This is a genomic window from Streptomyces sp. NPDC056361 (genome assembly GCF_042262805.1).
Classification (GTDB): Bacteria; Actinomycetota; Actinomycetes; order Streptomycetales; family Streptomycetaceae; genus Streptomyces.
In genome coordinates this window covers 42,578-56,763 of the sequence record NZ_JBHJQI010000047.1, presented here as the reverse complement: position 1 = coordinate 56,763, position 14,186 = coordinate 42,578, and the positions used below count along the sequence as shown (strand labels likewise).

The following is a 14,186-nucleotide window of genomic DNA, read 5'->3' as shown; positions in this document are numbered from 1 at the left end:
GCGGGGGGGGGGGGGGGGGGGGGGCGCGGGGGGGGGCCCCGGGGGGGGGGGGGGGGGCCCGGGGGGGGGGGGGGGTTGGGGGGGGGGGGGGGGGGGCATCAGAAGAGGGACTTGTACGTGTTCCAGCCGCCGGAGCCGATGAGCATGCGGGGGCCGTAGGCGCCGGTGCAGGTGCCGTCGTAGGAGTAGAGCCGGCCCGAGGTGTCGCGGGCGGTGAGGTCCGCGCAGCCGTCGCCGGAGAGGTCTCCCGTGCCGACCACGGAGGTGTAGGCGCCCCAGCCGGTACCGGCCTTGACGCGGGGGGCGAAGCCGCCGGTGGCGGTGGCGTAGTAGCGCCAGAGCACACCGGAGGCGTCGATGCCGAGCAGGTCGCCGCGGCCGTCGCGGTTGAGGTCGCCGGCGCCGACGACCTTCTTGTACAGCTTCCAGTTGGTGCCGAAGCGGACCCTGGGCTTCATCCGGTGGTCGGCCGTACCGGCGTACAGGTACATGTCGCCGGTGGACGTCTGGCGGGCGATCAGATCGGTGAACCCGTCGCCGTTCACGTCGCCCGGGGACGTCAGGATGTCGTACTGGCCCCAGCCGGAGCCGAGCGCCGTGTACGGCGACGAGGCCGCGACGACCTTCCCGCAGCCCGGCCGGTAGGCCCGCAGCTGGTCGCCGACGCGGGCGAGGACGTCCGCGCAGCCGTCGGCGTTCACGTCGCCGAACGGGACGAGGACGGACGTGGTCGGGAACTTCGTGCCCGTGCCCGTCATCCGCGCGGAAAGACCGCCGTACCCGTCGCCGCGGTACATCGACACCAGGCCCGCCGTGTCCATCGCGAGCAGGTCGCCCTGGCCGTCGTTCCCGGCCATGTCACGCCAGGCCGGCTGCCCGCCGGAGACGGTGACCGTGCCGTTCAGGGACAGGTCGCCGCCCTGCCCGTCCGCCGTGTTCGCCTGCAGGTGCCAGGTGTACCGGCCGTTCGCGACGCTCTTCCCCGCCGCCGTCCTGCCGTCCCACGACACGTCGATGCGGCTCCGGGTCTCGCCGCCCCCGTAGGCGCGGACCGGGTTCCCGGACAGGTCACGCAGCGTCAGCTGCCAGTACGACGAGGGCTTGGACAGCGCCCAGGACGCCTTCCAGCCGTCCTGCAGCCGCATGGTCGCGGACACCTTCGCCGAGGCGGCGGTGAGGTCGGAGGTGGGGACACCGGTCCACACGACGTGGACGAGGTTCTCGGCGTCCTTGTACGCGACGGCCCCGCCGAAGCGGTCCACGGTCCAGGACTCGCGGCGGGCGCCGCGCACGGGAGCGGCGTCGACGAGCCTGCGCACCGCGGGCTTGCCGCTGGTGACCTTGGTCAGGTCGGTGAGCCGGAGGTAGTCGCCGGCGTCCCGGTCGACGACGTAGCCGTCGCCCAGGAGGGCGTTGCCCGCCGCTCCCGTGGACAGCTGCAGCTTCGTGTTCGTCCTGAGGTCGACCACGCCCTGCTGGGCCGACCCGCACGCCCAGTACAGCCAGCGGCCCGCGGCCGCCTGAAGCTCCGTCGGGACGCACGCCGCGCCGGTCGTGACCTTGCCGAGGTCCTTGCCGGTGGCCAGGTCGGTACGCGTCACCTCGCCCGCCGCGGTCGAGCCCGCGTACAGGGTGTCGCCCCAGAGGGCCGCCGGCGCGGACGGCGTCTCGCGGACGACGCTCTGCGCGTCGAGGTCCACGACGAGCGTCCGGGCGCCGCCCTGGAAGACCGCGCGCCGGCCGAAGGCGTCGGTGATCCGGCCGTTCGCCTCACCGGTGTACACCCGGCTCACCTGACCGTCGGAGGTGCGGGCGGTGACCTCCAGCGGCCGGGAGGCGTCACGGGCCAGGTAGACCGTGCGGCCGTCCCCGTTGTCGAGCAGCGGCGTGGCGCTCTCCAGCTGCTTCGCCTCCGCGCCCGCCCACAGCGGCTGCGGGTGACCGGTGTGCACCGGCCCGACCGGCAGCGGCGTACGTCCGTAGAAGCCGCTGCCCTGGGCGGTGCCCGTCTCCAGGGTGGAGAGCCGGCCCGCGCCGAGGGCGAGCGAACGCACCTCGGCCGGCAGCGGCTCCAGCCGGCGCAGCTTCTCCAGGAGCGGAGCGCCGCCGTCCTTCGCCGGGACGGCCTTGAGGAGGGACCAGTCGGAGGACGACGTACCGCCGACGACGGCCACGCCCCCGCCCGCGACCTGGGTGAGCTCGGCCTCGGCCTTCTCCAGCAGGGTCCGGCTCCGCCCGTCGGGGTGCAGCGCGACGAGCCGCCGCTTCAGGGAGGCGTCGGTGCCGGAGGCGTCGCCGAGCGCGAGGACCCAGTCGCCGACGAGGGCGACGCGGGCGGTGCTCAGGCCTTCGGGCAGGACGACCGTCTGCTCGGCGCCGGTCAGGGCCGCGCGCTGCCGCACGTGGACGGTGCGGTCCTTGTCGATCCAGGCGATCCGGTCGGGGCTCACGGCCACCGGCGCGACGAGCACGCTCCCTTCCGGGGTGGGGGCCGCGATCACCGTCATCTGCCCGGTGCGCAGGTCGACGACGCCGAGGTCGGAGAAGTCGTAGGCGTACGGGTCGGCGGACCGGCCGAAGCGGATCACGGCCACGGAGTCGTCACCGGCCGCGAGCCGCGCGCGGTGCAGCCCGGCACCCTCGGGCCAGCCGGTGACGGGCGTGCGGGCCCCGTCCGGGTCGGCGGCGCTCACCAGGTAGTAGCCGAGGGTCGTGGAGGAGTCGTCGGCGGAGGCGTACTGCTGGAAGAGCAGCGTGTCGCCGAGCAGTCCCCGGTAGCTCGCGTCGCGCGGCACGGTGAACGGCCGCTCGGTGCCGTCCGTCAGGTCGCGGAGGTAGTGGGTGCCGGCGCCGTGCTGCACGTACGCCCAGCGGCCGGCGGTGCCGGACTCGGCGAAGGGCAGGAACCCCTTGTCGTACCCCAGCGGAACGCTCTTCGCGGGGGCGGTGAAGTCCGTCCACTCCAGCTGTCCGCCGGCGCCCTCCGTCTCGTGGACGTACCCCGTGGGGCCGACCGCGGTGACGGTCTCCTGCCGGGGCACGGCCCGCCAGTTCGGCGCGACGTCGAGCTGGTCGATCCCCACGATCGGTGACGCCTGCGCGGCCCCGACGGGCGGCAGCACGGCACCCGAGGCGAGCAGTGCGGTGGCGAGGACGGCGAGACGCGCGCGGGAGTGCCGCGCGCGTGCGAAACGAGACAAAGAGAGGTCCCTCCCCAGGGCAACCTGATGTGCGGACATCGGGGGGCGGAAGCCTCCGCCGGGCCCCCTGGCCGGCACTTCCCACCCACGTCGACCGGCTGAGCGTATCCCGTCGCACGCGGGTACGACTCAGGGCCCGCACCGGCACCGAAGTGCGGGGCGGGCCCTGAGGTTCGTTCAGCGGTTCACGGCAGGTCAGCCGTTGCGCTTCCAGCGGGGCTTGTCGTCGCGGCGGCCGAAGGAGCCGCCGGTCGAGCCGGTGCCGCGGTGGTCGTCACGGCGGCCGAAGGGACGGTCGCCGCCACCGGAGCGGAAGCCGCCGGAGGGACGGTCGTCACGACGGTCGCGGTTGAACGGACGGTCGCTGCCGCGGTGGCCGCCGGTCGGACGGTCGTTGTCACGGCGCTCGAAGGGGCGGCCGCCGCGGTCGTCGCGGTTGAAGCCACCGGACGGACGGTCGTCGCGGCGGAAGCCGCCACGGTCGCCACCGCGGTCGTCACGGTTGAAACCACCGGAGGGACGGTCGTCGCGGCGGAAGCCGCCACGGTCGCCACCGCGGTCATCGCGGTTGAAGCCGCCCGACGGACGGTCGTCGCGGCGGAAGCCGCCGGACGGACGGTCGTTGTCCCGACGGAAACCACCGGAGGGACGGTCGTCGCGACGGAAGCCGCCACGGTCGCCACCACGGTCGTCACGGTTGAAACCACCGGACGGACGGTCGTCGCGGCGGAAGCCGCCACGGTCGCCACCGCGGTCACGGCGCTCGTAGTTGCCCCGCTCGTCGCGGGCCGGGCGCTCCTCGCGGCGCTGCTCCTCGATGCGCGCGGCACGCTCGGCCTCGACGGCAGCGGCGGCGACCTCGGCCTCGGCGGCCTCGGTCACCTCGGCCACGGCGGCCTCGGGGTCCTCGCCGCGCTCACGGGCGGCGCGGGCCACCAGGCGGTCGGCCTCCTCGCGGAGCTCGACGGCACGGCGCTGGAGGCGCTCCAGCTGCTTGGTCAGGTCGACGACCTCGCGCTCGGCCTGCTTGGCCGAGTTGTTCGCGGAGTCGGCCTGGACCTCGGTCAGCGAACGGGCGCCGGTGATCTCGGCGACCTCCGGGTCGAACGCGCCCGCGCCGCCGACGATGTGGCGCGTGGCGTCGACGCCCGCGTCCTCCATCAGGCGGAAGATCTGGCGGCGCTGGTGCGGCAGGGCCAGGGAGACCACGACGCCGGAGCGGCCGGCACGGGCGGTACGGCCCGAGCGGTGCAGGTAGTCCTTGTGGTCGCCGGCCGGGTCCACGTTCAGGACCAGGTCGATGCCGTCGACGTGGATGCCTCGGGCGGCGACGTCGGTCGCGACGAGCGCGTTGACGTAGCCGTCCTTGAAGTCGGCCAGGGTGCGCGTACGGGCGCCCTGGGTCATGCCGCCGTGCAGGGCGTCGGCCTTCACACCGGCGTCGCGCAGCTGCTCGGCGATGCGGTCGGCACCGAGCTGGGTGCGGACGAAGATGATCGTGCGGCCCTTGCGGGCGGCGATGGCGGCGGTGACCGGCGCCTTGTCCTTCGGCTTCACGACGAGGACGTGGTGGGTCATGGTGGTGACGGCACCGGCGGACGGGTCGACCTCGTGCGTGATCGGGTCCACCAGGTAGCGCTTGACCAGGCTGTCGATCTCGTTCTCCAGGGTGGCGGAGAAGAGGAGGCGCTGGCCGCCGACCGGGACCTGGTCGAGCAGCTCGGTGACCTCGGGCAGGAAGCCCAGGTCGGCCATCTGGTCGGCCTCGTCGAGGACGGCGATCTGGACGTTCTCGAGGGAGCAGGCGCCGCGGTTGATGATGTCGCGGAGACGGCCCGGGGTGGCGACGAGGATGTCGACGCCGCGCTCCAGGGCGTAGATCTGGTTGCCCATGGACGTACCGCCGCAGACGACCTTCATCTTGAGGCCGAGCACGTCGCCGTACGGCTGGAGGGCGTCCGCGACCTGCATCGCGAGCTCACGGGTCGGGGTGAGGATGACGCCGCGGGGCTTCTTCTTGTCGGTGTGGCCACCGGACAGGGTGGCGAGCAGCGGCAGACCGAAGGAGAGGGTCTTGCCGGAGCCGGTGCGGCCGCGGCCGAGGATGTCCTTGCCGGCCAGGGCGTCCGGGATGGTCGCGGCCTGGATCGGGAAGGGGGTGGTGACGCCGTTCTGGGCGAGCTTGCGCACGACGCCCTCGGGCAGACCGAGGTCGCCGAAGGTGATGGTGGGCTCGTCGGACTCCGCGGACTCCTCGGACTCGTCGTCGAAGGAGTCGGCGTCGAGGGAGTCGGTGTCGGCGTCGAGGACCTCGTCGACGATGATGTCGGCCTCGAGCTCGGCGATCTCGGTGGCCTCTACGGCCTCGACGATCTCGTCGTTCTCGGGCATGACGGCGTGGTCAGAACTGAAAATGGACATGCGAAATGCGAAACCTTCCGGAGTCTCGGCACGCGCCCGTCAACTCCGTGATTTCGCAAACGACCGCCTCAATGCGGTCAGCCACGGCTAGGGAGAGTACGCGCCACGCGGCGCTCTTCTGTGTCGGCGCCGGGCAATGGGATCAAGCGATCTACCACCATACGGACTCTCCCTCACCTATGGCAAATCGGACTACGTCACACCGGTCCGACCTGCGGTGACGCCGCCGGCTCCGACGGCGCCCCCGGCCCGTCCGCCGCCCGCATCGCGCCCAGCTGGGTGTCGGCGCCGGACGGCGGCGGATCGGTGGGGTTCGAGGTCGGTTCCGGGGTCGGCTCGGGCGTCGGGACCGTCGGCTCGGGCGTGGGCTCCGGGCTCGGCGCGGTCGGTTCCGGCGTCGGGGTGGCCCCGCCGCCCCCCGGACCGCCGCTCCCGTTGCCGTTGCCGTTCCCGTTGCCGTTGTCCCCGTTCCCGCCGCCGTTCGCCCCGCCCGGGCCCTGGTGGCCGCCCGTCGGCTGCGGTTTCGGCGAGCCGTCGGGGCCGCCCGGGCCCTCGACCGGCAGCACCGCGCCCGCGGAGGGCTTCGCCGTGCCTGAGGGCGAGCCGCTCGGCACCGGTGACTCCGAACCCGCTCCGGCCGCCTCGGGTCCGTCCCGGCCGGGCCGGCCGTTCCAGGAGCCGCCGCCCCCGGCCGAGCCGTCGGCACCGCCGCCGGACTCGGACGCCACGCCCTGCTTCCCCCCGGACGCGCCGGGCGCCGGCTTCGCCCCTTCGTCGCTGACACTCATACAGCCGCTCAGACCGGCGCAGGCCGCGACGGCCAGCGCGGTGGCGACCCATCTCACCGGGGTGGGCAAATGGCGCACGGGGGCACCTCCAGGACACAACAGGCAGGAACGGAACGCGTCACCCTGCCCAACTCCCTTTGCGCCACAAGGGACACGCCCGGATGCCGCCCGGAGGGCTCAGCCGTAGCCCAGCGCGTGCAGCCGCTCGTCGTCGATGCCGAAGTGGTGGGCGATCTCGTGCACCACGGTGATCTCGGTCTCCGCGACCACGTCCTCGCGGGACTCGCACATCCGCAGCGTCGGCCCCCGGTAGATCGTGATCCGGTCCGGCAGCACTCCGGCGTACCACTCGCCCCGCTCGGTCAGCGGCGTCCCCTCGTACAGCCCGAGCAGCTCCGGATCGTCCGGGGCGGGCTCGTCCTCCACGAACACGGCGACGTTGTCCATCAGCCGCGTCAGCTCCGGCGGGATCCGGTCCAGGGCCTCGGCGACAAGCTCCTCGAACTCCTCGCGCGTCATCTCCAGCACGGGCCCATTCTCCCCCGGGAGGAAACCGTTTTGGCGATACCGGCCGGCATCCCATATGCTTCAGACGTCCCCGACGCGCTGAGAAGCGCGCAGGTGGGCCCTTAGCCCTCATCGTCTAGTGGCCCAGGACGCCGCCCTTTCAAGGCGGTAGCACGGGTTCGAATCCCGTTGGGGGTACGCATTACCGTGTGCGAGACTAGTGCTCGCACATAGCCAGGACCTGTGGAGCAGTTGGTTAGCTCGCCACCCTGTCAAGGTGGAGGTCGCGGGTTCAAGTCCCGTCAGGTTCGCTGAGGCTGGAAACAGTCTCGTGGCTGGGTAGCTCAGTTGGTACGAGCGATCGCCTGAAAAGCGATAGGTCGCCGGTTCGACCCCGGCCCCAGCCACAAGGAGAAGGCCCCGTTCGAAAGAACGGGGCCTTCTGCGTTTCCCGGAAGTCCCCGGAAGGCTCCCGGAAGGTCTCCCCGAGGGGTTCCCGGAAGTTCTCCCGGAAACGGGGAAGCGGCCGTACGGGGAAGGGGCCCGCGCCCCTTCCCCGGCCCGTCACGCCTCCTCGCGCTCCGGCGCCCGGCCCGCCCGGCGGCCCCGCACGGCGAACACGAGCGCCACGACGGCCGGTACGGCGACGAGCAGCGCCCAGTCCGGCACCGCGCGGCCGAGGGCGGCGACGCGTTCCTCCACCGCGAACGACTGGTCCACCGACAGCGGGCCCGGCAGCGCCGTCGTCCCGTCGAAGACCAGGAAGAGCGCGCCGAGGGCCACGAAGAACAGGCCCGAGAGCAGCGAGGCGGAGTGGACCTCCAGGCGGCCGAGCCGGACCGGCCGGCCGCGCAGCCAGCGCCGCCGGCCCAGGTCGTACCGCTCCCAGAGCAGCGCCAGGACGAACAGCGGGACCGCCATGCCCAGGGCGTACACGGCGAGGAGCAGTCCGCCGTACGCCGGGCTGCCGCTCAGCGCGGCCACCGTCAGGACGCTGCCGAGGATCGGGCCCGCGCAGAAGCCCGCGAGGCCGTAGACCAGGCCGAGGGCGTAGACGGAGAGCGCCGACGTGGGGCGGATCCGGCCGCTCGCCTCGGCGACCCGGCGGGAGGCGAAGCCGAGCCCGAGGAGCTGGAGGACGCCGAGCCCGATGATCAGCCAGCCGCCGGCGGTGACGAGGAGGTCCCGGTGGCCGTAGAAGAACCGGCCCGCGAGGGAGCCGGCCGCGCCGAGCGGGACGAGGGTGGTGGCCAGGCCCGCGTAGAGGACGCCGGTCCTCGCCACCAGCTTCGCGCGCGTGTCGATCGAGTACGCGAAGAAGGCGGGCAGGAGCAGGGCGCTGCACGGGCTGAGGAGGGCGAGCAGACCGCCGAGGAACGCGGCGAAGTAGCCGATGCCGGAGGTCACCGCCCGGCCTTCGCCGTCTTCGCCGCCGCCTCGATGGCCTCCGTGAAGGCCTCCAGGGGCTGGGCGCCGGCGATCGGCCGGCCGTTGACCAGGAAGGACGGGGTGGAGGTGGCGCCGAGCGCGTACCCCTGCTTCTGGTCCTCCAGGACGGCCCGGCGGGCCGCCTCCCCCTCGCTGTCCCTCGCGAACCGGGCCGCGTCCGGGACGCCCGCCTCCTCGGCCAGGGCGGCGAGCCGCTCCTTGCCGAAGCCCTTCTCCTTGGCCCCCTCGGCGTAGGCGGCCTTGTGGAACTCCCAGAACCTGCCCTGCTGCCCGGCCGCCCAGGAGGCGCGGGCGACGGCCGACGACTCCTCGCCGAAGATCGGGAAGTTCCGCCACTCGATGCGCAGGGTGCCGTCCGCGACGTACTTCCGCACCAGGACGGGCTCGGTGTCCCGGGCGAACTTGCCGCAGTAGCCGCACTGGAAGTCGGCGTACTCGATGAGCACGACGGGCGCGTCGGCCCGGCCCAGGGCGAGCTTGTCGGAGGCGTCCCGGCGGGCGTAGGCCTCCAGGTCGGGGTAGACGCCGGCGGACGGGTCGGCGGAGACCTCCGCGACGGAGGAGGAGCCGGCGGCGCCGGGCGACGACGGCCGGGTCGCGGTGTACGAGACGACGCCGAGGAGCACGGCGGCGGCCGCCACCCCGGACACGATCAGGACCTGCTTGGACGTGGACGTGGGCTTGGACGTGGGGTTGGACATGCGAGAACGATAGATACGGCCCCGCTCGGAAATCGGTTCGCCGCTTCTCGGCCACAGGTGCGATCCTGGATCCCGTATGTCTACTTCCTTCGCCGCCCTCCAGTCCGTCCTGGCCGGGGTCTCGCTGCGGGACTCCCACCGGCTCGGCCGCCGTCTCGAAGGCGCCCGCCGCATCCGCAAGCCCGAGGCCCGCGCGGCCGTCCTGGACGAGATCGCCGCCGAGGCGGCCAAGGCCAAGGAGCGCGTCGACGGGCGCGCCTCCCGCGTGCCCGCGGTCACGTACCCCGAGCAGCTGCCCGTCTCGCAGAAGAAGGACGAGATCCTGGAGGCGATACGCGACCACCAGGTCGTGATCGTCGCCGGTGAGACGGGTTCCGGAAAGACCACCCAGATCCCGAAGATCTGCCTGGAGCTCGGCCGGGGCGTCCGGGGCATGATCGGCCACACCCAGCCCCGCCGGATCGCGGCCCGCACGGTCGCCGAGCGCGTGGCCGAGGAGCTGCGGACCCCGCTCGGCGAGGCCGTCGGCTGGAAGGTCCGGTTCACCGACCAGGTGAACCCCGACGCGACCTTCGTGAAGCTGATGACGGACGGCATCCTGCTCGCCGAGATCCAGACGGACCGCGAGCTGCGCGCCTACGACACGATCATCATCGACGAGGCCCACGAGCGGTCCCTCAACATCGACTTCCTGCTCGGCTATCTGGCCCAGCTGCTCCCGAAGCGCCCCGACCTCAAGGTCGTGATCACCTCCGCGACGATCGACCCGGAGCGGTTCTCCCGCCACTTCGGCGACGCCCCGATCGTCGAGGTCAGCGGCCGGACGTACCCGGTCGAGGTCCGCTACCGGCCGCTCCTCGAAGAGGACTCCGAGGAGTCGGACCGCGACCAGATCACCGCGATCTGCGACGCCGTCGACGAGCTCCAGTCCGAGGGCCCCGGCGACGTCCTGGTCTTCCTCTCCGGCGAGCGCGAGATCCGCGACACCGCCGACGCGCTCCTCAAGCGGCAGCTGCGGAACACCGAGGTCCTCCCGCTCTACGCACGCCTGTCGCACGCCGAGCAGCACCGCGTCTTCCAGGCCCACTCCGGCCGCCGGATCGTCCTCGCGACGAACGTCGCCGAGACCTCCCTGACCGTCCCCGGCATCAAGTACGTGATCGATCCGGGCACCGCCCGCATCTCCCGCTACTCGCACCGCACCAAGGTCCAGCGCCTCCCGATCGAGCCGGTCAGCCAGGCCAGCGCCAACCAGCGCAAGGGCCGCTGCGGCCGTACGTCGGACGGCATCTGCATCCGGCTGTACTCGGAGGACGACTTCCTGACCCGTCCAGAGTTCACGGACGCGGAGATCCTCCGGACGAACCTGGCGTCCGTCATCCTCCAGATGACCGCCGCCGGCCTCGGCGACATCGAGAAGTTCCCCTTCATCGACCCGCCGGACCACCGCAACATCCGGGACGGCGTGCAGCTCCTCCAGGAGCTCGGCGCGATCGACCCGGCGGAGAAGGACCCGAAGAAGCGGCTGACCCAGCAGGGCCGGAAGCTCTCCCAGCTGCCCGTGGACCCCCGGCTCGCCCGGATGGTCCTGGAGGCGGACAAGAACGGCTGCGTCCGCGAGGTCATGGTGATCGCGGCGGCCCTGTCCATCCAGGACCCGCGCGAGCGGCCGTCCGAGAAGCAGGCGCAGGCGGACCAGCAGCACGCCCGCTTCAAGGACGAGACGAGCGACTTCCTCGCCTTCCTCAACCTGTGGCGGTACGTGCGCGAGCAGCAGAAGGAGCGCGGTTCCAGCTCCTTCCGCCGGATGTGCAAGCAGGAGTACCTGAACTTCCTGCGCATCCGGGAGTGGCAGGACATCTACAGCCAGCTGCGCACGGTCGCCAAGCAGATGGGCATCCACCTCAACGAGGAGGACGCGCCCGAGCAGTCCGTCCACGTGTCCCTGCTCTCCGGCCTCCTCTCGCACGTCGGCCTGAAGGACGTGAAGGAGTCCAAGGACGGGGCGAAGGACGGCTCCCGCCGCGAGGGCGGCCGGGGCGAGTACCTGGGTGCCCGCAACGCCAAGTTCGCGATCTTCCCCGGCTCCGCGCTCTTCAAGAAGCCCCCGCGCTTCGTCATGTCCGCGGAGCTGGTGGAGACCTCGCGCCTGTGGGCCCGGGTCAACGCCCGGATCGAGCCCGAGTGGATCGAGCCGCTCGCGCAGCACCTGGTGAAGAAGACGTACAGCGAGCCGCACTGGGAGAAGGACCAGGCGGCCGTGATGGCCTTCGAGAAGGTGACGCTGTACGGCGTCCCGATCGTCGCCGACCGCAAGGTGAACTACGGCCGGATCGACCCGGAGGTCTCCCGCGACCTGTTCATCAGGAACGCGCTGGTCGAGGGCGACTGGCGCACCCACCACAAGTTCTTCGCGGACAACCGCAAGCTGCTCACCGAGGTCGAGGAGCTGGAACACCGTGCCCGGCGCCGGGACATCCTCGTCGACGACGAGACGCTCTTCGACTTCTACGACAAGCGCGTCCCCGAACACGTCGTGTCCGGCGCCCACTTCGACTCCTGGTGGAAGCACAAGCGCCACGACGAGCCGGAGTTCCTCGACTTCGAGCGCGAGATGCTCATCAACGAGAAGGCGGGGGCCGTCACCAAGGACGACTACCCGGACTCGTGGCGGCAGGGCGCGCTGAAGTTCCGGGTGACGTACCAGTTCGAGCCCGGCGCGGACGCGGACGGCGTCACCGTCCACGTGCCGCTCCAGGTGCTCAACCAGGTGACGGACGACGGCTTCGAGTGGCAGATCCCGGGCCTGCGCGCGGAGGTCGTCACGGAGCTGATCCGCTCCCTGCCGAAGCCGATCCGCCGCCACTACGTGCCCGCGCCGAACTTCGCCGGCCGCTTCCTGGACGCGGTCGTCCCCGTCCAGGAGCCGCTGACGGGCGCGCTCGCCCGCGAGCTCCAGCGGATGGTCGGCGTCCCGGTCACGGCCGAGGACTTCGACTGGGCGAAGGTCCCCGAGCACCTCAAGGTCACCTTCCGGATCGTCGACGAGCGGCGCCGCAAGCTCGCCGAGGACAAGGACCTGGAGACCCTGCGGCTGCAGCTGCGCCCGAAGGCCCGCAAGGCCCTCTCCCAGGCCGCCGCGGCGGCCACGGGCGGCCCGGACGGCTCCGGGCCCTCCCTGGAGCGCACGGGGCTCACGGACTGGACGATCGGCAGCCTCACGAAGGTCTTCGAGGCCCGCCGGGCCGGCCAGCCGGTCAAGGCGTACCCGGCGCTCGTGGACGAGGGGGCGACCGTCGCCGTCCGGCTCTTCGACACGGAGGCCGAGCAGGCCCAGGCGATGTGGCGGGGCACCCGGAAGCTGATCATGCTGAACATTCCGGTGAACCCGGCGAAGTTCGCCTCGGACAAGCTCACCAACCAGCAGAAGCTGGCCCTGTCCGCGAACCCGCACGGCTCGATCCAGGCCCTCTTCGACGACTGCGCCACCGCCGCCGCCGACAAGCTGATCGCGGACCACGGCGGCCCGGCCTGGGACGAGGAGTCCTTCCGGAAGCTGTACGACAAGGTCCGCGCGGACCTCGTGGACACGACGGTGCGGACGGTGGGCCAGGTCCAGCAGATCCTGGCGGCCTGGCAGGCGTGCGAGCGCCGGCTGAAGTCCACGAACAGCCTGGCCCTGATCGACAACCTGACCGACGTGCGGGCGCAGCTGGCGTGGCTGATGCCGGCCGGCTTCGTCACCCGTACGGGGCTCAAGCGGCTGCCCGACCTGATGCGCTACCTGGTGGCGGTGGACCGGCGGCTCCAGCAGATGCCGACCGGGGTCCAGCGGGACACCACCCGGATGGAGAAGGTCCGGGAGATGCAGGACGAGTACGCCTGGCTGCTCGAACAGCTCCCGAAGGGCCGTCCGGTGCCGACCGAGGTCACGGACATCCGCTGGATGATCGAGGAGCTGCGGGTGAGCTACTTCGCGCACGCGCTGGGCACGGCGTACCCGATCTCGGACAAGCGGATCGTGAAGGCGATCGACGCGGCGGCGCCCTGACCGGGGGCGCCCCGGGGCCCGGCCGCCGCCGCCTTCGGCGCCGAGTTCGACCAGACCGCTGACCTGCTGTACAGTCTTCCTCGCAGCCACTTCGCAGCGGTTGCGAACAAGGTCCTGTGGAGCAGTTGGTTAGCTCGCCACCCTGTCAAGGTGGAGGTCGCGGGTTCAAGTCCCGTCAGGATCGCTTTCACGAAGGCCCGCATCACACGATGCGGGCCTTCGTCGTGTTCCCGTGGCGCCCGTGACACCCTCGCCGCCCTGCCGTGCCCGCCCCCGGGACGGCGGGGCTGTGCGCCCGCCTGGCGGCTTCGTCGCGCCGGGCCGCCCTTCCGGGTCGCCGGCCTCCTCCCGCGGCCGCCACGGGGCCCTGCGGGCGTCCGGGCCGGGGCGGTCGGCGACGCGGGACGAAAGTCCCACCGACCCATGACCAACGGCGGGTTGGGGGCGATCCCCGGGGTGGCAGGCTGTTCCTTGGCAAGGCTTCGCGAGTGTGACGGGTGTCACTGAAAGAGTTTCAGAAACCCCTTCACTTACACCCCTCCTACACCGGCCCGATTTAATATGTGCAATTGCACCACCCATCGAGGAGTGGCGCCGGACACAAAAAAGATCGCGCCGGACCCGGCGGAGTCCAGCGCGATCGTTGACGGAGACCTGTTGGGGCAGGAGCCCGTCGGCAGTGCTAGGGGTGGGCGACCGGATTGGGGGACCCGGACGTGCCCGGTGTTACGGGGTGTTGCAGGGTGCTGAGCGAGCCTCAGGCTTCGCTGCGCTGCTGCGGAATACCCGCGAGCAGTGCGCGAACCTCGGCCTCGCGGTAACGGCGGTGCCCACCCAGGGTGCGGATGGACGTGAGCTTGCCCGCCTTCGCCCAACGGGTCACCGTCTTCGGGTCGACACGGAACATCGTGGCAACCTCGGCAGGGGTCAGCAGCGGCTCGGCATCAGGGGTGCGAGCGGTCATGAGCGGCCTCCTCGGGAGAACCGAACCTTCTCGGTTCTTTCCTCTAAATTCTGCACCTTGACCCGCCTTGCCCGAAATGGCAGAAGCGGGCCGAGTCGGTTATAG

General features: G+C 72.1%; 8 protein-coding genes and 4 tRNA genes. 5 read left to right on the top strand and 7 right to left on the bottom strand.

Translation table 11 applies throughout. The features are described 5' to 3' along the window. Window positions 1-98 precede the first annotated feature (98 nt). The 4 genes from ACFCY7_RS17665 to ACFCY7_RS17650 form a co-directional block, all read right to left on the bottom strand. On the bottom strand, window positions 99-3,200 hold the full coding sequence (locus ACFCY7_RS17665; protein ID WP_376485891.1) for an FG-GAP-like repeat-containing protein: 3,102 nt from the start codon (window positions 3,198-3,200) through the stop codon (window positions 99-101). A gap of 195 nt (window positions 3,201-3,395) precedes the next feature. Continuing rightward, window positions 3,396-5,621: a DEAD/DEAH box helicase gene (locus tag ACFCY7_RS17660; protein WP_376485888.1), complete on the bottom strand. Its 2,226-nt coding sequence runs from the start codon at window positions 5,619-5,621 to the stop codon at window positions 3,396-3,398. 197 nt (window positions 5,622-5,818) lie between these two features. Further along, the gene (locus ACFCY7_RS17655; protein WP_376485885.1) at window positions 5,819-6,487 is read right to left on the bottom strand and encodes a hypothetical protein; all 669 of its coding nucleotides are present in this window, start codon (window positions 6,485-6,487) and stop codon (window positions 5,819-5,821) included. A 99-nt stretch (window positions 6,488-6,586) separates the two neighbouring features. Then, window positions 6,587-6,937: a metallopeptidase family protein gene (locus tag ACFCY7_RS17650; RefSeq protein WP_033208941.1), complete on the bottom strand. Its 351-nt coding sequence runs from the start codon at window positions 6,935-6,937 to the stop codon at window positions 6,587-6,589. A gap of 104 nt (window positions 6,938-7,041) precedes the next feature. On the opposite strand from ACFCY7_RS17650, the gene ACFCY7_RS17645 reads away from it, so the two are divergent. The 3 genes from ACFCY7_RS17645 (at window position 7,042) to ACFCY7_RS17635 (ending at window position 7,323) form a co-directional block, all read left to right on the top strand. Continuing rightward, window positions 7,042-7,114: transfer RNA gene (locus ACFCY7_RS17645), tRNA-Glu, on the top strand. Between the two features lie 39 nt (window positions 7,115-7,153). Then, window positions 7,154-7,227 (top strand) — tRNA-Asp (locus tag ACFCY7_RS17640). Window positions 7,228-7,249: 22 nt separating this feature from the next. Next, window positions 7,250-7,323, top strand: a tRNA-Phe gene (locus ACFCY7_RS17635). Between the two features lie 157 nt (window positions 7,324-7,480). Here ACFCY7_RS17635 and ACFCY7_RS17630 read toward each other — a convergent pair. Both ACFCY7_RS17630 and ACFCY7_RS17625 read right to left on the bottom strand, forming a co-directional pair. Beyond that, the gene (locus ACFCY7_RS17630) at window positions 7,481-8,323 is read right to left on the bottom strand and encodes a cytochrome c biogenesis CcdA family protein (protein ID WP_376485882.1); all 843 of its coding nucleotides are present in this window, start codon (window positions 8,321-8,323) and stop codon (window positions 7,481-7,483) included. Beyond that, window positions 8,320-9,066, bottom strand: coding sequence for a DsbA family protein (locus tag ACFCY7_RS17625; RefSeq protein ID WP_376485879.1), 747 nt, complete (start codon window positions 9,064-9,066; stop codon window positions 8,320-8,322). The genes ACFCY7_RS17630 and ACFCY7_RS17625 overlap by 4 nt, the downstream gene beginning before the upstream one ends. 76 nt (window positions 9,067-9,142) lie before the next feature. Here ACFCY7_RS17625 and hrpA point away from each other — a divergent pair, with 76 nt between their 5' ends. Continuing rightward, window positions 9,143-13,117, top strand: a complete 3,975-nt coding sequence (gene hrpA, locus ACFCY7_RS17620; protein ID WP_376485876.1) for an ATP-dependent RNA helicase HrpA — start codon at window positions 9,143-9,145, stop codon at window positions 13,115-13,117. A gap of 110 nt (window positions 13,118-13,227) precedes the next feature. Beyond that, window positions 13,228-13,301: transfer RNA gene (locus ACFCY7_RS17615), tRNA-Asp, on the top strand. 573 nt (window positions 13,302-13,874) lie between these two features. Here the strand turns inward: ACFCY7_RS17615 and bldC are convergent. Continuing rightward, window positions 13,875-14,081: a developmental transcriptional regulator BldC gene (bldC, locus tag ACFCY7_RS17610; RefSeq protein ID WP_003949541.1), complete on the bottom strand. Its 207-nt coding sequence runs from the start codon at window positions 14,079-14,081 to the stop codon at window positions 13,875-13,877. Between the last annotated feature and the right edge of the window lie 105 nt (window positions 14,082-14,186).

Coding starts and splice junctions, on each gene's coding strand:
- hrpA (WP_376485876.1), top strand. CDS start 9,143: ATGTCTACTTCCTTCGCCGCCCTCCAGTCCGTCCTGGCCGGGGTCTCG.
- ACFCY7_RS17660 (WP_376485888.1), bottom strand. CDS start 5,621: ATGTCCATTTTCAGTTCTGACCACGCCGTCATGCCCGAGAACGACGAG.
- bldC (WP_003949541.1), bottom strand. CDS start 14,081: ATGACCGCTCGCACCCCTGATGCCGAGCCGCTGCTGACCCCTGCCGAG.
- ACFCY7_RS17625 (WP_376485879.1), bottom strand. CDS start 9,066: ATGTCCAACCCCACGTCCAAGCCCACGTCCACGTCCAAGCAGGTCCTG.